General features: G+C 62.8%; 19 protein-coding genes. 7 read left to right on the top strand and 12 right to left on the bottom strand.

Annotated elements, in window-relative coordinates; genetic code table 11:
* Window positions 1-103: 103 nt before the first annotated feature.
* The 7 genes from IE111_RS10735 to IE111_RS10705 all read right to left on the bottom strand — a co-directional run bounded on the left by IE111_RS10735 (window position 104) and on the right by IE111_RS10705 (window position 4,981).
* Window positions 104-289, bottom strand: a complete 186-nt coding sequence (locus IE111_RS10735; protein WP_189608561.1) for a hypothetical protein — start codon at window positions 287-289, stop codon at window positions 104-106.
* Between the two features lie 20 nt (window positions 290-309).
* The gene (locus IE111_RS10730; RefSeq protein WP_194523967.1) at window positions 310-582 is read right to left on the bottom strand and encodes a hypothetical protein; all 273 of its coding nucleotides are present in this window, start codon (window positions 580-582) and stop codon (window positions 310-312) included.
* Between the two features lie 150 nt (window positions 583-732).
* Window positions 733-1,395 carry a hypothetical protein gene (locus IE111_RS10725; RefSeq protein WP_189608559.1) on the bottom strand — a complete coding sequence of 221 codons (663 nt, stop codon included), beginning with the start codon at window positions 1,393-1,395 and terminating at the stop codon, window positions 733-735.
* The gene (locus IE111_RS10720) at window positions 1,376-1,987 is read right to left on the bottom strand and encodes a sigma-70 family RNA polymerase sigma factor (protein ID WP_229805319.1); all 612 of its coding nucleotides are present in this window, start codon (window positions 1,985-1,987) and stop codon (window positions 1,376-1,378) included. Before IE111_RS10720 ends, IE111_RS10725 begins: the two co-directional genes overlap by 20 nt.
* Window positions 1,988-2,008: 21 nt before the next feature.
* Window positions 2,009-3,724 (bottom strand): vWA domain-containing protein, encoded by a 1,716-nt coding sequence (locus IE111_RS10715; protein WP_229805318.1) that lies wholly within the window; start codon window positions 3,722-3,724, stop codon window positions 2,009-2,011.
* 268 nt (window positions 3,725-3,992) lie between these two features.
* On the bottom strand, window positions 3,993-4,466 hold the full coding sequence (ybaK, locus tag IE111_RS10710; protein ID WP_189608558.1) for a Cys-tRNA(Pro) deacylase: 474 nt from the start codon (window positions 4,464-4,466) through the stop codon (window positions 3,993-3,995).
* Complete coding sequence (locus IE111_RS10705; protein WP_189608557.1) at window positions 4,463-4,981, bottom strand: GNAT family N-acetyltransferase; 519 nt, start codon at window positions 4,979-4,981, stop codon at window positions 4,463-4,465. The genes ybaK and IE111_RS10705 overlap by 4 nt, the downstream gene beginning before the upstream one ends.
* Before the next feature lie 141 nt (window positions 4,982-5,122).
* Between IE111_RS10705 and IE111_RS10700 the strand changes: the two genes are divergently transcribed.
* The 4 genes from IE111_RS10700 to IE111_RS10685 are packed head-to-tail and all read left to right on the top strand — an operon-like array spanning window position 5,123 to window position 9,774.
* A complete protein-coding gene (locus IE111_RS10700) occupies window positions 5,123-6,463 on the top strand; it encodes a TolC family protein (RefSeq protein WP_189608556.1) in 1,341 nt (446 codons plus the stop codon).
* Window positions 6,460-7,446, top strand: coding sequence for an HlyD family secretion protein (locus IE111_RS10695; RefSeq protein WP_189608555.1), 987 nt, complete (start codon window positions 6,460-6,462; stop codon window positions 7,444-7,446). Before IE111_RS10700 ends, IE111_RS10695 begins: the two co-directional genes overlap by 4 nt.
* Window positions 7,439-8,629, top strand: coding sequence for an ABC transporter permease (locus IE111_RS10690; protein ID WP_189608554.1), 1,191 nt, complete (start codon window positions 7,439-7,441; stop codon window positions 8,627-8,629). Before IE111_RS10695 ends, IE111_RS10690 begins: the two co-directional genes overlap by 8 nt.
* Complete coding sequence (locus IE111_RS10685) at window positions 8,626-9,774, top strand: ABC transporter permease (protein WP_189608553.1); 1,149 nt, start codon at window positions 8,626-8,628, stop codon at window positions 9,772-9,774. Before IE111_RS10690 ends, IE111_RS10685 begins: the two co-directional genes overlap by 4 nt.
* Here the strand turns inward: IE111_RS10685 and IE111_RS10680 are convergent.
* The 3 genes from IE111_RS10680 to IE111_RS10670 all read right to left on the bottom strand — a co-directional run bounded on the left by IE111_RS10680 (window position 9,698) and on the right by IE111_RS10670 (window position 12,141).
* Window positions 9,698-10,768: an AraC family transcriptional regulator gene (locus IE111_RS10680; protein ID WP_189608552.1), complete on the bottom strand. Its 1,071-nt coding sequence runs from the start codon at window positions 10,766-10,768 to the stop codon at window positions 9,698-9,700. The two genes, IE111_RS10685 and IE111_RS10680, sit on opposite strands and share 77 nt — an antisense overlap.
* Window positions 10,765-11,187: a GNAT family acetyltransferase gene (locus IE111_RS10675; protein WP_189608551.1), complete on the bottom strand. Its 423-nt coding sequence runs from the start codon at window positions 11,185-11,187 to the stop codon at window positions 10,765-10,767. Before IE111_RS10675 ends, IE111_RS10680 begins: the two co-directional genes overlap by 4 nt.
* 66 nt (window positions 11,188-11,253) lie before the next feature.
* Window positions 11,254-12,141 carry a helix-turn-helix domain-containing protein gene (locus tag IE111_RS10670; protein WP_229805317.1) on the bottom strand — a complete coding sequence of 296 codons (888 nt, stop codon included), beginning with the start codon at window positions 12,139-12,141 and terminating at the stop codon, window positions 11,254-11,256.
* Between the two features lie 323 nt (window positions 12,142-12,464).
* On the opposite strand from IE111_RS10670, the gene IE111_RS10665 reads away from it, so the two are divergent.
* Window positions 12,465-13,373: a DMT family transporter gene (locus IE111_RS10665; RefSeq protein ID WP_189608550.1), complete on the top strand. Its 909-nt coding sequence runs from the start codon at window positions 12,465-12,467 to the stop codon at window positions 13,371-13,373.
* On the opposite strand, the gene IE111_RS10660 is transcribed toward IE111_RS10665, so the two are convergent.
* Entirely contained in the window at window positions 13,359-14,741 is a 1,383-nt protein-coding gene (locus tag IE111_RS10660; RefSeq protein WP_189608549.1) for an ATP-binding protein, read from the bottom strand. The two genes, IE111_RS10665 and IE111_RS10660, sit on opposite strands and share 15 nt — an antisense overlap.
* Before the next feature lie 30 nt (window positions 14,742-14,771).
* The gene (locus tag IE111_RS10655) at window positions 14,772-15,470 is read right to left on the bottom strand and encodes a response regulator transcription factor (RefSeq protein WP_189608548.1); all 699 of its coding nucleotides are present in this window, start codon (window positions 15,468-15,470) and stop codon (window positions 14,772-14,774) included.
* A 186-nt stretch (window positions 15,471-15,656) separates the two neighbouring features.
* On the opposite strand from IE111_RS10655, the gene smrA reads away from it, so the two are divergent.
* Both smrA and IE111_RS10645 read left to right on the top strand, forming a co-directional pair.
* The gene (gene smrA / locus IE111_RS10650; protein ID WP_189608547.1) at window positions 15,657-16,241 is read left to right on the top strand and encodes a DNA endonuclease SmrA; all 585 of its coding nucleotides are present in this window, start codon (window positions 15,657-15,659) and stop codon (window positions 16,239-16,241) included.
* A 22-nt stretch (window positions 16,242-16,263) separates the two neighbouring features.
* On the top strand, window positions 16,264-16,788 hold the full coding sequence (locus tag IE111_RS10645) for a phosphatase PAP2 family protein (RefSeq protein ID WP_189608546.1): 525 nt from the start codon (window positions 16,264-16,266) through the stop codon (window positions 16,786-16,788).
* Window positions 16,789-16,858: the final 70 nt, after the last annotated feature.

Raw genomic sequence — 16,858 nt, 5'->3', positions numbered from 1 at the left:
ACGGAGCTCCCTGGCATTTGAAGAATCCGATTCTTTCAAAATGCACAGCCAGTGCAACCCCATTCTTGTACACAGGTGTCGCTTCTGTCCGCCCTAACGGCGGTCAGAACAGGTGCGGATTGTGGCGTTTGTAGTCGCGCAGTGCCCGGCGTGCCTGCTCGACCTGGTCGTACAGGCGGCGTCGTTCCTGGGTATCCCCGCTGCCATTGGGGTTGGCGCGGACGAAACGGCGCTTGGTGTCTTCGGCGACTTCGATGCTTTGCAGTAATTTCTGGTATTCGGTATCCAAGGTTGTCTCCCTTCCTCGTGTTATTGCACGTTCTGGTGAAACTTCTCGAGGTAGTCCAAGGCAATGGCGAGATCCGCCAGAGGCAGAAGGTTGGGCACGACCGAGCAGTCGATGGCCCGAATGCGTTCGCATTGGCGGCGCAAGGGGTCGTGCTTGTCCAGCTGTTGGTACAGGGCCAGCAGGTCCAGTTGATAGTCCTGTTCGGCGACGTGACGGGCAAAGCGGGCCAGGGCGGTCGTCAGCATCATACTGTCGTCGCCTGTCGGTCCGTTGAATGGCTTGCCGTGGTTCACCGCCGTGCCTCCTGTCATTGCCGGGAAAGATATGTGCCGACAGAGCCTTGACGGCACACGTCCGAGTTCAGTGTAACCGGGCGGGCGGGGCTGGAGTGACTGTTCGACAATATTGACCGGGATCGTCAAACAGCGCTTCAGGTCACGGGGTCAGGGTGTATCGGGCTCGCACGGGGATTCAGGCAGGGGCGTGATGCGCTCGATCCGGTCGTCGGTCCAGGTCAGTTCGAACCAGCCTTCCTCCGGCGCCTGCTCGATGGCTCGCTGGAAGCGGGTTCCGTCGCAGTGTTCGAAGACGCCGTTTTCAGAGGGCACCACCCGCAAATAGCGCGGCATCGGTGCCGTTTCGGCTTCCTCCAACGGCTCGGCCAACATCCGGTCGCCGGCGGAATCGCTCAAAGCCGATGCCTCCGGTACCGACTTCTGTGGGCTCGGAGCGCTGGCCGGCTTCTGAATTCGGGGTTCGGCCTCGAAGCTCAGAGTGTGCTCACGGGGTTGGCCGGCGCTGTCGGGGGCGCTCATGATCTCCATCGGCGGGGCTTGCTCGGTGGCCGGACGGGCGGCTCTTTCTTCCAATACCGTGACCGCCGGATCGCTCAACCACTGCAGGCCGAGCGCCATCACCACGAAGGCGGCGGCGACCGACGGTACGACCCGGGTCCAACGACCCGGGCGGTTGTGCGCCCGCGCCCGTTCGAGAACGGCCTGGTTCAGGGCGTCGGGTGCGCGATGGGATGCCTTGCGCTGCGTATACAGCGAGCGGAGGCGTTCATCGGCGGGCGTGGATGAACGGTCATCCCGATGCGGGGCCATGATGCACCTCCAGGTCATGTTGCAGGGTTTGACGGGCGAACCGCAGCCGACTCTTGATGGTTTCGAAGCCGACGCCGGTGATGTCGCTGATCTCGGCCAGGCTGAATCCTTCCTGTTGCAGCATAAAGGCCTCGCGCTGCGCGAAGGGCAACCGGCCGAGCGCGCGGTTGAAGGTCTGCTCCAGGTCGTCGCCTTCGACCGTCGTCTCCAGCGACGCCGTGTGCAACTCGGCGTCCTGGACATCGTCGATGGCTTCGCTCCGCCAGCGACCCTGTCGCCGCAACTCATCGATCATCAGATGCCGGCCCAGTGTGAACAGCCAGGTCTTGAACGTGGCGTGTCCCGGTTCGTACTGGTGGCGTCGTTCCATAACTTTGAGCCAGACACCCTGGTACAGATCTTCGGCCAGGTGCCGGTCGGTCTGGGTCAGCAGAAAGTGAAACAGGTCATCGCCGCTGCGCTGCATCAATTGGGCGAGCACCACCGTCTCGCCGGATTGGCGGTACCGCCACATCAACTGGCTGTCGGCATCCGGCGGGACGACGGCGCCCCGGCCGGTGAACCAGCGGTTTATGTTGGATAGCAGTGTCACGGCAGGGGCGTGGGTCCTGTATCAGTGGGCGGTATTGTCGACCAGGCTCTCGGCGTTGCGCATCAGCTGCACCAGCTCGTTGCGATAACCGAAGGCGTCCTCGCCGAGGGCACTCTGGGCCAGTGCCCGGGCATCGGCCACCGACCAGACATCCGCGTCGACATAGTCGCTGTCGCGCAGCAATTCCCCGAACCCGGCCACGGCGACCGCCAGGCGCAGGGATTCCGGCAGGTCCTCGGAGTATTGATCGTTCGCCACCGGTCGACTCATCAGAATGCTGTCGTTCTCGTCCGGCAGTTTATAGCGCAGCTTGACGAAGGCCAACTCATCGCTGCTCGGGTCCGGCTCCGTACCGTCGTTTTGATACCGCAACGGGTCGTTGAACCGAAAACCCCCTGCGGCCGGTACGATTTCATACAAAGCCGTGACCGAGTGCCCGGCGCCGACATCCCCGGCATCGACCCGGTCGTTGTTGAAATCCTCGCGCTTCAACTGACGGTTGTCGTAACCGATCAGCCGGTATTCAGCGACCTGTGCCGGATTGAACTCGACCTGGATTTTCACGTCCTTGGCGATGGTATGCAGGGTGCCGGTCAAATCCTCGGCGAACACCTTGCGCGCTTCGCTGAACCGGTCGATGTAGTAGGCGGTGCCGTTGCCCAGGTTGGTCAATTCCTCCATCAAATGGTCGTTGTAATTGCCGGTGCCGAAGCCGAGTGCACTGAAGAAAACACCGCTGTCTCGCTTGGACTCGATCAGGTCTTTCAGATCGTCCAGATTGGTCACACCGACGTTGAAATCCCCATCGGTACCGAGAATGACGCGGTTGATACCGTCCTCGCGAAAATGCTCACGCGCCACCTCATAGGCCAGTTGAATACCGGCGCTGCCATGAGTGCTGCCGCCCGCCTGAAGGCGATTCAGCGCCCGCTGGATTTCGGCGCGGTCGTCACCCCCGGTCGGCTCCAACACAACGCCCGACGCCCCAGCGTACACCACAATGGCGACCCGGTCCTCCGGCCGCAACCGGTCGACCAACAGACCGAAAGCGCGCTGCAGCAAGGGCAACTTGTCCGGCTGGTTCATCGACCCGGACACATCGAGCAGAAACACCAGATTCATCGGCGGCAGATCCTCGGCCGCCACTTCATCCCCCTGCACAGCGATGCGCAACAACCGGGTGTTCTCATTCCAGGGCGTGGGCGCCAACTGAGTGTGAACGGCAAACGGATGCTCGGAACCGTCCGGGCCGGGATAGTGATAATCGAAATAATTGATTAGCTCTTCCACCCGAATGCTGTCTTCCGGAGGCAGAACACCCTGATTCAGAAAACGCCGCAGATTGCTGTAGCTCGCAGTATCGACATCGATGCTGAACGTCGACACCGGTGACTCGGCGACGATTTTGATCGGATTGATCTCCGCCGCCTCATAGTTTTCCCGGTTCGGCTCGACAACCGGCTGCCCATCCGGGTTGGGCGGTGGCACGATCACCAGGTTCTGGCTGGAGCGTTGTGGCGCCGAGCCGGTTTTCTGGGTTGAGACTTGCAGGTCGGCCAGGCCCGCCTCTTCGGCCTCGTAAAGGACCTCAGGTTCGGCCTGGGGCTTGGGTGTCGGACGGGTCTGTTGGGTTGAGTTCGCTTGTTCAGTGGTGCCGGCCTCGTCTCCGTCCTGGACGCTGGAGCAGGCGGCCAGCAACACACAGGTCAGCCAGAGGCCAGTGGTTCGAATCATCATAACGGTTCCCCTCTTTGTTGGACGGCGGCCGGTTCGGGCCGCGTTGAGGGTTGAACGTTTGAGGGGACAAAAAGGGGTAAAAAGTTTTTGAGTGTCGGAATTTGCAAAAAAAGGCACGGCAACAAGCCCCTGAGGCGGGGGTAGCCCTCCCAGGGGATGTCTGAGGCATGGATGCCGAAGCCAAGCCCCCATGGACGGGTTCACGGCGGCCCCAGGGAGGGCTACCCCCGCCTCAGGGGCGGACCCAGGCACTGAATTCAGGAATAAATTAAGCCACCAAATCCCCCAGCCGGGCACCCGTCAATGAAACCAAATCCCCGGGCGCCAGCTCCAAATCCAGACCGCGTTTACCGCCACTGACCAGAATCCGCTCGAACCCGTCCGCACTCTGATCCAACACCATCGGCAATCGTTTCTTCTGTCCCAGTGGGCTGATGCCGCCGACGACATAACCGGTCGCCTTCTCGGCAATGACCGGGTCGGCCATCTCCGCCGACTTTTGACCGTGAGCCTTGGCGGCTTTCTTCAGGTTCAGAGTGTGACTGACCGGCAGGATGCACACCCCCAGCCGTTTCGGGTCACCGTTGAAGCTGACCAGCAGCGTCTTGAACACCCGATCCGGCTCCACCCCCAGCGCCTTGGCAGCACCGACGCCGTAGCCTTCGCTGTCGTCGGTCACCTCGAACTGATGCAGTTCGAAGTCGATCTTCTGCTTCTTCAACAGCTGGACCGCCGGTGTCATCGCGTCGCCTCGAACTGATCGGCCATGGCTTGCAGCGACTCGCCGGTTACCCGCTTGGTCAGCCAGCCGTCCATCAGGGAGGCACCGAGCGAGCGGTAGAACTCCCGCGCCGGTTCGTTCCAGTCCAGAACCTGCCATTCCAGACGACCGCAATCGCGCTCGACCGCAATGCGCGCCAGACAGGTGATCAACGCCTTGCCGAGGCCCGCCCCACGTTGATCCGGCTGGACGTAAAGGTCTTCCAGGTGAATGCCGGGTTTGGCCAGAAAGGTACTGTAGTTGTAAAAAAACAGCGCCATACCGACCGGGCCGTCATTGTCATTTTCCGCCAATAGCACTTCGGCGTAACGGTGTTCGCCGAACAGCGTCTCCCTGAGCCTGGCTTCGGTTGCGGTGACTTCGTGCGCCAGCTTCTCGTACTCCGCCAGTTCCTGAATGAAGCGCAGGATATGGGGAACGTCGTCGGGTTCGGCCAGGCGAATGCGATAGCCGGAGGTCAGGGTAATCGGGGTCATCGGTCGTCTCGATTCATCATTCAGGGAGCGAGTATCGAAAATCCTTAACCGGGTGACAACTCATTGGCGCGATTTGACAACCGGCTGTCGCGGTCCCGCCCCTAGACTGTGCGCCCATCGTCAAGCCAGGCAAGAGTCATCATGAAACAATCGTTGTTATCGCTCGGTTTGGGCCTGTTGCTGCTTCCGACGCTTCAGGCCTCGGAGCTCGAAACCCTCTGGCAGGATCTACAATACCGTCATCCCGGTCTGAACGCGGCCGAATCCGCCATCAAAGCCCGTGAAGCCGAGGCTGCCTCGGAACGCTGGCGCTATGGCCCCACGCTCACATTGAAGGGCCGTTACACCCGGCTGGACGACGAGCTCGGCGTGGAGGTCGATGTTTCCTCATTGGCACCGGGCGCACCGCCGATGTATGAAAAGGTGCAAGACGTTCAGTACGCCAACGCCTATCTCGAAGCCCGGTTGCCGGTATACACCGGTGGACGTATCGGCGCGGCCGTCGACGCGGCCGATGCCCGCCTCGCCGACGAGAGCGCCCGGGCCGGGCAGAATCGCCAACAGGTGCTGCTGCAACTGGTCGACCGCTACTACAACGTTGTGATGGCGCGGGAAACCGTCGCCATCCGCGAACGCAATCTTCAGACCCTGGACAAGCAGGTCTACAGCGCCCGTCGGCGCGAGGAAGAGGGCTTGATCGCGCCGTCCGAGCGCTTGAGCGCCGAAGTCGAACGCGACAAGGCGCGCCGCGCCATGTCCACCAGCCAGGCCGATCTGGACCTGGCTGTTCTGGTTTTCCGTCAGTGGGTCGGGGAGGCTCACCCCTTGCCTGATCCCGGCCCACTGACGCCTTTGTCCATCGAACCGGACATGAATCGTCTCACCCGACACATGCTGGAGAACGCTCCCGAGATGGCCCAGCTGAACGCCCGGACCGATCTGGCTCGGGCCGGTCTCGAGGCCCGCACGGCGGGTTGGAAACCCACCGTGGCCCTGTTCGGACGCTACGAACTGCTGCCGGATTCACTCACCGCCCTGGAACCGCGTTGGGCCGCCGGTGTCGCCTTCGAGTGGTCGCTGCTGGGCGAGGGCAATCGCCTCCAACAGCGCCGCGCGGCCCTGGCGCGGGTGGAGCAGGCCGCCCGACAGACCGAGCAGAGCGAAACCGACCTGATCAGCCGCCTGCAACATGATTACCGCGACCTGCAGCGCGCCAATGCCGACATTGAGTCGCTGGCGTCTTCGGAAGACCTGATCCAGGAGCGCGTCACCCTGACCCGGCGCGGTTACGAGCAGGGACTGAACACCACGCTGGACTGGGTCGAGGCCGAAACCGCCCTGGCCGGTATTCGCCTGCAACGGTTGAATGCCGTTGTCGACCAGCATCGGGCGCTGGCGCGGCTCTACATCCATGCCGGCGATGAGGACCGATTTTTCACGATATTGGATCAACCCACTGCCGAAAAAGGACAGTCGAGATGAACAACAAAGCGATGATTTTCAGTCTGGTCTATCTGTGTGGCCTCGGTGGCGTACTCGGCTATGGCTATATGGACCAGATGCAAGCCCCCGAGCCGGTGTTGCAGGGCACCGTGGACGCCCGGACCGTACGCATCAGCGCCAAACTGGCCGGGCGGGTGTCGGAACTGTCCGTACGCGAGGGCGACCGTCTGGCCGTGGGCGACCCGGTGTTCGAGCTGAGCAGCCCGGAACTGGATGCCCGTCTGAGGCAGGCGCGGGCCGCCGTGGCCGCCAAGTCGGCCATGAGTCAACGCGCCGAACGCGGTGCCCGTCAGGAAGAACTGGCTCAGGCCCGCGACCAGTGGCAACGGGCCCGGGCCGCGTTCGAACTGGCCGAAAAGACCGCCGGGCGCGTGCGCAACCTGCACGACGACGGTCTGGTCAGTCAGCAGCGACTGGATGAAGCCGAAACCAGGGCGGAGTCCGCCCGGTTGGCCGCCGAAGCCGCGCGCCAGCAGTATGTCCAGGCGCAAAACGGGACCGAGGACGAGTTGAAAGCCGCCGCCGCCAGTGAAACCGATGCCGCCAAGGGGGCGCTGGACGAAGTCCGCGCCTTGTTGGCCGAAACCCACATGACCGCGCCGGCGGCCGGTGAAGTGACCGAGGTGCTGGTGCATCCGGGCGAGATCGCCCCGGCCGGGTTTCCGGTCGTGACCCTGACCGACCTGAACGACAGCTGGGTCCGTTTCCATGTGCGCGAAGACAGGCTCGATGACTTCAAACCCGGCCAGGCGATGTCCGGCTATGTGCCGGCACTCGACCAAACCATTGAATTGACTGTCAGTTACGTCTCGCCGCTTGGCGAATACGCGACCTGGCGCGCCACCCATACCGGTGAGGCCGATCTGCGGACCTTCGAAGTCCGGGCCCTTCCGACGACGGACCGGCCCGACTGGCGTGCCGGTATGAGTGTTCTGTTGAGCACGGAGCCGGATCATGGCTGACACCCGTGCCGGTTGGCAGCCGGGTCGTCTGCTGCGCCGCGAAGGGCGGCGCATGCTGACCCAGCCCGGTTATGCCTTCCTGCTGTTTCTAGCGCCCCTGCTGGCCTGGGGGCTGTTGAACGGTATCGTTGCCGAGCCCCAGGTCCGCGCTGTGCCCTTTCAGGTCGTCGACCTGGACCGGACCCCGGCCAGCCGCGACCTGGCCTACCGCCTCGGCACCTCGTCGACGCTCGACGTCCGGGTGCAACACCAGGGTACCGACGCCGCCCTGGCGGCTGTGCGTGAGTCGTCCGCGTTCGGGTATCTGGTGATCGAACACGGATTTTCCGAACAGCTGGCTTATGGGCTGCCCCAGACGGTGCCGGCTTACGTCAATCAGCAGAGTTACATGATGGGCACGCTGCTCGGCAATGAGCTGGTGCGATTCATCATCGAACGGAGCCTGCGCGAAACCGCGGCGCTGTTCATGACCCAGGGCGAGTTGAAAGAGCAGGCGCAAGCCCGGGTGGTTCCGATCCAGACTCAGCGCGCGGTTTTTGGCAACCAATGGCTGAACTACCGATCCTTTCTGCTCGGCGCCTTGCAACTGCACGTCTGGCACGTCCTGGTGGTACTGGTCACGATGGTGTCCGTGGGCCACGAATTCCGGGACGATTCGGTCAACGACTGGTCGCGGTTGTCAGGCGGGCGCCTGGTGCCGGCCTTGCTGGGCAAATTGCTGTTACCCGGGGTGGTTCTGTTCAGTTGGGTGCTGCTGGCACACATTCACACTCTGGATGCCTTGTCACTACCCTGGACCGACCGCCTGGGAACCTTGGCTGTCGTCAGCCTCGTCGTGCAGCTGTTTTACCAGGCAGTGGCCCTGGTGGTCATCCTCTTGATACGAAACCTACGCCGGGCGTTGTCGCTTGCCGCCGTCTATACCCTGCCGGCGTTCGCTTTCATCGGCGTCACCTTTCCAGTCGCCGCGATGAACCCGCTGGCGCGCTTCTGGCAAGAGCTGTTGCCGGTCGGCACCCTGGTGCGACTTCAGGACAGCATCGTTCATATGGGGGGATTGCTTGATACCGCGATAACGGCGGTGGCCCCCATTTTTTGGGTCACCCTGGCGTTGCTGCCGCCGGCGTTGTGGATGCTGCACTCGACGCTGAACCAAACCGATGGGGAGCCACACACGCCATGACCTTCTTGAACGCGTTAAAAGACGAACTGGGGGTGTTGTTCAAATACCCGGGCATCCTGCTGGTGCTCGTCGGTGCGCCATTGTTCTATTCCCTGTTTTATCCGTTGCCCTACCAGGAAGCCCAGGTGCGCGAGGTCGCGCTCTGGGTCGCCGATGCGGACCGCACTCAGGCCAGCCGGCATCTGATCGACCGGCTCGACGCCACGCCCAGCTTGAACGTCGTGCGGGTATCGCACGACGATACGGGCCTGTCCGACGCCTTGCGCCAGGGGCGGGCACAGGCCTATGTTAGGCTACCCAAAGACATGCAGGCCGATCTGGAGCGGGGCGAGGCCGTTACCGTCAGCTACGGCGCTGCGGCCGGCAATTTCCTGGTCTACGGAACCGCCGCCCGTGCGCTGGCGGAGACAATCCGGGCCGAGTCGGACGACTGGGCCCGGCGTCATCTGTACGAGACGGTCGACAACGCCGTCCAGGCTGAGGCTCGCGCCGAACCGCTGCAACTGGCGCTGACCCCCCTGTTCAATTCGGATCGCAGTTATGTGCAGTATCTGGTGCCGGGGGTGTATCTGTTCCTGGTCCAGCAGGTGATGATGCTGGCCGTGGGTATGCATTGGGGCGTGCAGACCGAGACCGGGCGTCGGCCCGAGCCGTTGGCCGGGTTTCTGGCGCAAACCGTTCTCTACAGTTTGCACGGCCTGATCCTGGTCATCGCGTTGTTCAGGTGGGGGCTGCCGTTTCAATCCGTCTGGCCGGCGCTGACCTCGGCCGACCTGGTCGCCTACGGCCTACCGTTTGTACTGTCCTCGGTCTGGGCCGGGATGATTGTCAGCCGATTCATGACCCGGCTGGAATCGCCACTGGTGTGGCTGTTGCCGTTGTCCGTGCCACTGTTGTTGCTGACCGGCATCAGTTGGCCCCTGTTCGCCATGGCTGACTGGTTGCGGCCGCTGTCCGTTCTCGTCCCGGCCACGCTCGGCAGTCAGGCGTTGCTGGGCAGGGCGTTTATGGGCGCTGAGCCTGCGCTCTGGCCGATGTGGGCGCTGGCCGGGCTCTATGGCGGCCTGGCTATGGCGTTGCGGTTCGGTGCCGCTCGCGATAGCGCCCCGGCGCCTCGCCCGTCCACTGTCGAAACGCCCGCGTGAAATTGGCCGGCTCGCTGAAACCGAGTCGGTAGCCGATTTCCAGAATGGGCAGGTCGCTGTGCCGGATGTACTGGATCGCCAGTTCCCGGCGTGCTTGCTGCAACAGGTCGCGGAAGCTGACGCCGGCCTCGTTCAGCCTTCGTTGCAGCGTGCGTGTCGACAGATGCAGCGCCTCGGCCACGCTTTGCTGGGTGACGGAACGATCCGGCATCTGCAGGATAATCTGCGAGACGACCAGGCTGGGCCAGTCCTGCTGCAGCAGTCGCAGGTAGCTGGCGATGATCTGTTCGTTGACGGTGGACAGGTGCGGGTTGGCCGATGGCAGCGGGCGTTCGAGCAGGGCGTCGTCGAACCAGACGGTATCCTGATCGGCTCCGTCGTTCAGAGGGCAACCGAGCAACGCTTCATAGCCGGTGCGATCGTGGCCAAGGGTACGCCGGAATTCCAGAGCCGTGGGCGTGAAGTGCACGCCGAAGTAGCTGCGAAACAGTGCCACCATCGCCAGGGCGCCGGCCTCGCGAAGTTGGGCCAGGCTGTCCGACAGATCGGGACCGGCGAAGTTTTTCAGCAGATGATGCAGTAGCGGGCTGGAGCGCATCGTCAAGCCGGTCTGCCCGCTGCGCTCGACGAAATCCAACTGGATCGTGGTGGTCAGCAGTGGATAGTAGCGCTGCAACATCGACAACGCTTCCCGTCCGTTCCGGCTGGTGGCCATGGCGAAGCCCAGGGCGTGAAAGGTGCCGGCGTTGACGTGTTCGGCGATGGCCAGCGGCAGGTTCCGATCGGCGCGGGCCAGCCCCAATCGCCACAACTGCACGACCGCCATCGACGGCACCCGGCTGTTGGCGTCCGTAAGTTGGTCCGGGGTCAGGCCGGCTTCCAGCGCCAGTTGTTCGGCGGGCAGGTCCAGCCGTTCGAAGGTCTGCAGCATCAGGCGTGGCCAACTGGCCAGCACCGTCAGGCGCAGCGGGATCTCGTCATCGTGCAAGGTCACGCCTGGTCGGACTCCAGGCGCTTGCCCAGACTGACCGCGGCATCGACGCGATAGCCCAGGGCCTCGTAAAATGCCAGTACCGCAGCATTGGTCTCGCGGACCTGGAGGTTGATCTTCGGGCAGCCGAGCGTGCGCAGCCGTTCTTCCAGCGCCTCCATCATCCGGCGGGCCAGGCCCTGACGCTGAAGATCCGGATCCACCGCCAGGTAGTTCACCCAGCCACGATGTCCCTCGTAGCCGCCCATCGCAGTCGCGACCAGCCGACCCTCCCGTTCACCGACCAGAAACAGCTCGGCACCCACTTTCAGTTTGCGGTCGATGTCCTTGTTTGGGTCGTTCCAGGGAACGACCAGATCGCAACGTTGCCACAGCTCGATCACGGCGGCGCGGTCGGTTTCGGTGAAAACACGGATGATCATCGAGGGGCTCCGGTGTCCAAAAAAGGCGGAGATTATCGGGAATCGCCCAAGTGGACAACCGGGTTATCAAGGCTGGATGTCTCTGGCTCGCCGATACGTTGATGGGGATCGACCCATTTCAGCGCGGAAGCGGTTGCTGAAATGGCTGGCGGAACTGAACCCGCAGCGCAGGGCGATCTCGGTCATGCTGAGGGAGCTGTTGGTCAGCCACTCGCGCGCCCGTGACAGTCTGCGCTGCATGACGTAACGGTGCGGTGCCTGACCGGTGGATTGCTTGAACATGCGGGCGAAGTGGTAGTCGCTGAGGTCGACCTGCCGGGCGAGGTCGGCGAGTGTCAGGGGTTGGTCCAGGTGGTGTTCGATGCAGTCGACCACGCGTTTCAGTTGCCAGGGCGCCAGGCCGCCGCGCGGGCGCAGGCGGGGCAGGTCGCGTTGGGTGTAATTCCGCAGAGTGTGCAGCAGGGCGGTCTGGACGGCGGAGTCGACGGTCAGCCGGTCGAGCGGATCCTGCCAGTCGCATTGGCTGAGCGTGGTCTGGAACAGCGGCACCAGCAGCGGGTCGTCGGCGAAGTCGAGTTCGTCCAGGTTGATGTGGCGGCCGTCTTTGTCCCAGACCTGTTCGACCTGTCGCCGCAGATGGGCGTCTGTGAAGTAGAGGTGGAGCAGGGTGATGGGGCCATGGACCTGCCAGTTCGACGTCACTGTGGCCGGCATCAGGCACAGCCGGGTGTTCGGGTGGCTGGCGATGGTCGTGTCGCCGAGGCGGCGGCTGCAGTTGCCGGCGCCGTTGAGGTAGACGCTGAGGGTGTGGTGGTCGGAACGCATGTCGCGGATGTCGTCCCGTTCGTTGTCCCAGCGGGCGAGCGCCATGCCGTCGCCGAGTTGGGTGGCGGCGACCAGGCGGGCCCGGGTGGTGGTCATGCGGGGGTATTGGTCGAGTGGCGTCGGTGTCATGCGTTCTGGCTCCCTGGATCGGGGATACCTTAAGGCGATGGCGGTGGGGCGGCAAGGTCGGGGTGGTGGAAAACCGCAAGATGGTGCAAGTCGGGCAAGTTCGTGCAAGCGGTGGTTTGTCTTCTCGGCATTATTGGTTGCCAGGAACCCGTGACTGGGGTGGGGGCAGACCCATGGAGGGTCGCCGTGAACCCGTCCGTGGGGGCTTGACCGAAACATCCCTATTTCGGACATCCCTCCATGGGCCTACCCCCACCCCGGTCACTGGCCCTATGTGCCTGTCATTCGAAGGCTGATCTCGCAAAGTTGGGAAGAAAGCTCATATGAACATTTTTTTGTATATCTCTACCGTCTTGATTTGGGGCTCGACCTGGCTCGCCATCGCTTGGCAGGTGGGCGAGGTGGCGGAACCGGTGTCGATTTTCTATCGCTTTATGGTGGCGGCCGCTGTGTTGTTGGTGGGGTTGTCGTTGGTCGGGAAGCGGTCCCGTTTGAGTCTGGCGGATCATGGGGTCTGTCTGGCGCAGGGGTTGGCGGTGTTCGGGTTGAACTTTTATTGCTTTTATACGGCGGCGGGGTCTTTGCCGAGTGGGTTGATTTCGATTGTGTTTTCGATGGCGACGCTGTTTAACGCGGTGAACGGGTATCTGTTGTTTCGGTTGCCGATTCCCCGGGTGTTTTACGCGGCGACGGCGTTGGGCCTGCCGGGAATGGTGTTGGTGTTTTGGGAGGATCTGACGGCGTTGCAGGCGAGCGGGTCGACGGTGGTGGCGATCGGGTTGTCGCTGTTGGGGACCTATGGGTTTTCGTTGGGCAATATGGCGTCGGTTCGGCATCAGCGTCAGGGGCTGAACATTGCGGTGACCAATGGGTATGCGATGTTGTATGGCGCTTTGGCGATGGGGTTGATCGCGGTCCTGCAGGGGCAGAGCTTCGCGTTGCCGATGGATGGGCGGTATTTGGGGGCTCTGGTTTACCTGGCGATCATTGGCTCCATCGGCGGCTTTGGGGCGTATTTCATGCTGGTCGGTCGGATCGGCGCCGGGCGCGCGGCCTATGCGACGGTGTTGTTTCCACTGGTGGCGCTGGGGTTGTCGACGGTGTTCGAGGGGTATCGCTGGCAGCCGACGGCCGCGGTGGGGCTGGTGCTGATAGTGATGGGCAATCTGTTGATGTTCAACGCGCACCGTGTGGTGATGCGATGGTGGCTCGGTCCGTTATTTGCCCGCTGATTTGGGCAGGGTGATGCGCACGCACAGGCCGCCTTCGCTGCGGTTGTAGGCGCGGATGTCGCCCTTGTGCGCCTGGACGGCGTGACGGGCGATGTTGAGGCCGAGGCCGGCGCCGCTGTTGGTCTGGTCGAGGCGGTAGAAGGGGTCGAACAGCCGTTCGAGTTTGTCTTCCGGTACGCCGGGGCCCTGGTCGCAGATTTCGACGATGGCGTGTTGCTTGTCGGCGCTCAACTGGATGTCGAGCCGGCCGCCCTCGGGTGAGAAGCGCAGGGCATTGCGCACGACGTTTTCCATGGCGCTGTGCAGCAACGGCGGGTCGCCCTGGACGGTGACAGGCGCGTCGATGCGGTCGACGATGTTGAGCTGGCGGTTTTTGGATTCGAAGCGGGCGTCTTCGGCGACGTGGCGGACGAGGTCGTCGAGTTGCAGTTCGCGCGTTTCCAGGTGCTGCATGTCGTTTTCGAAACGTGACAGCTTCAGCACCTGGGCGATCATGCTTTCCAGACGGTCGCTTTCCCGTTCAATGCGGTTGAGGGCGTTTTCGAGGTCCGACGGGGCTTTTTGCCGGACGATGCCGAGGGCGATCTGCAAACGGGTCAGCGGTGAACGCAGTTCGTGGCTGACGTTGCTGAGCAGACGCTGCTGGGCGGAGACGAGTTGCTGCAGGCGTTCGGCCATTTCGTCGAAGTCCCGGCCCAGTTGCCCGAGTTCATCGGAACGGTGAGTGACCGAATCGCCGACGCGGGCGTCCAGGCTGCCGCCGGCCAGTTGTCGGGAGACGCGACGCAGCCGTTCGATCGGCCGGGTAAAGGACCAGGCGAGCACCAGGCTCATCATGCCGGAGACGAACAACCCGAAGATGACCCGCAGCCACTGACTGTCGAGCCAGAGCGGCAGATTGGGCGGCGGCAGGGTGGGCACACCGCGCAGAAAGAGACGGTACATTTCGCCGCCGAAGGACATCGAAATCGGCCCGAGCCAGGCCTCCTGGCGCCACTGGCCGACGCGCAGGCCTTCCATGTCCATCATTTCGGACAGCATGACCAGGATGCGACGCGGTGGTTGGGGCGTGCCGAGCAGGTGGTAGGTGTCGTCGACCAGGTACCACTGGTAGCGGGATTCGCTGTTAAAACGTTCGAGTTCGTCCATCAGCTCCTGGCGGCTGCTGGCCAGGCGGTCGATGTCCGGCAGTTTGACGCGGTTGAGCAGGCGGATGTGCGTGGCGTTGGGGGCGCCGATCTGGTAGACCTGCGCCACCTGGTGGGACACGAAGGCGACCGCGAGTACGATCAGGAGCAGCGTCAGCCAGAAGCTGAGCCAGATCTTGCCGAATACGGTGCCGAACGGGTTGAAACGGCGCCAGTTCAAGGCCGGCACCTCCCCCGGTTTTGGCCGACCTTATTTGGGATCGACAAACAGATAGCCGATCCCCCGGATGGTCTGAATCTTCGGGTCTTCCGTCACCGCCTGCAGTTTGCGTCGCACGTTGGAGACGTGCATGTCGATGGAGCGGTCGTAGGCCATGATCTCGCGCCCGAGCACCTCGCGATAGAGGTCTTCCTTGGGCACGGCCTTGCCGGCTCGGCTCATCAGCACGCGCAGCACCTTGAATTCGCTGGTGGTCATCGGCACCGGTTGCTCTTCGCAGAGCACTTCGTAGGTGTCGAAGTTCAGCGTGACGCCGTTGCTGGTCAGCGAACCGGTGTCGGATTCCTGCTGCACCTTGTCGAGTTCGATACGGCGCAACAGGGCCTTGATGCGGGCCAGCAGTTCGCGGTGACTGTAGGGTTTGGCCAGGTAGTCGTCGGCGCCGAGTTCCAGGCCCAGGACGCGATCGGTCTCCTCGCCCTTGGCGGTGAGCATCAGCACCGGCACGGAAGAGGTGCTGCGGATCTGCTTCAGGGTCTCGAAGCCATCGATGCCCGGCATCATGACGTCGAGCAGGATCAGGTCGTATTGGCCCTTGCGCAGTTGCTCGATGCCGTCTTCGCCGCTGTGGGCGGCACTCAGGCGATATCCCTCGGCGTCGAGGTATTCCCCGAGCAGTTCGGCCAAGTCCCGGTCATCGTCGATTAATAGGATGTGCGATTCGTTCATGGCGTTAGTGTGTCCCAAGGCTTTTGGTGGCGCATTTCAGTTTACCCCACTTTTACACCCTCCCGAGGGGAGTCATTGGCGCATTTTACACCCCTCGGTAGGCTTCCTGATAGAATGGGGTCAGCCTGATTTCAATCAACCGAAAATGATCCCGTACTGTCCGATTCAACGGTCCACTGAGGTGTCATGCACGACGACGATTTCGATCTGTTTCGCCAGGAAATGAAAGGGGTGAAACGGATCAAAACCAAAGAGCGGGTCGAGCCGCCCAAACCGGCCGTTCCGGAGCCGGCGCTGATCCACCGTCGCCAGATGGCGGTGCAGGTGCGCCAGGGCGACGACAACCACCTGACCGAGGAAATCATCGATCTGGTGCATCCGCTCGATATTCTGGAATACCGGACCGATGGCGTCTCCCATGGTGTCTTCCGCAAACTCAAGCGCGGTCAGTACCCGATCGACGCCCGGCTCGACCTGCATCGCAAATCCATGGCCGAGGCCCGGGCCGAAGTGTTCGGGTTTGTCGCCGATTGCCTCAAATACGACGTGCGTTCGGCCATGATCCTGCACGGCAAGGGCGAGCGCGGCGAACCCAAGGCTTTTCTGAAAAGCTGCGTGAACACCTGGCTGAAACAGATGCCCGAGGTGCTGGCCTTTCACAGCGCCCAAAAGCACCACGGCGGCGTCGGAGCGCTCTACGTCCTGTTGCGCAAGAGCGAGAGTAAAAAGGCCGAAAACCGGGAGCGGTTCATGAAAGGTCGCACGGAATAATGCCATTTCAAGGAAACTTCGCATGATGTTGAGATCCATGACGCTGGCCATCCTGCTTGGGCTGGCGTCGGCCACCCCGGCCGATGAATGGACCACGGCCGGTGATGTATTGCAGATCGCCCTGCCGCTGACTGCCCTGACCGCCACCTTCACCCTGGACGACCCCGAAGGACGGACAGCCCTGGTCGGCTCCTACGCCACCACGCTGGGAGCCAGCTATGTGCTCAAATACACGGTCGATCGCGAACGACCGGACGGCTCGGATACCCGTAGTTTCCCGAGTGCGCATACCGCCTCGGCGTTTTCCGGGGCGAGTTTTTTGCAGCGGCGCTATGGCTGGGATATCGGCTTGCCGGCCTATCTGGGTGCGACCTACGTCGGCTGGAGTCGGGTATACGGGGAGAAGCACTACGTCTCGGACGTATTGGCCGGCGCGGCCCTGGCCTGGGGCGTGAATTACTGGCTGGTGCCGAAGAGCGATCGGCGCGATTTCGCCTTGGTGCCGATGCAGGGCGGGGCGGCCCTGGCGTTTAATTTCAGGTTTTGAAGATTAGGAAGGTGTGAACTTGTAGGGCAGAAGAGCGTTAAGCGATATCTGCCGCTTTCATTTAGGGCAC

The organism is Saccharospirillum salsuginis, assembly GCF_014651855.1.
Lineage (GTDB): Bacteria > Pseudomonadota > Gammaproteobacteria > Pseudomonadales > Natronospirillaceae > Saccharospirillum > Saccharospirillum salsuginis.
The sequence above is the reverse complement of the archived record's forward strand: the minus strand, read 5'-3'. Positions and strand labels throughout refer to the sequence as shown.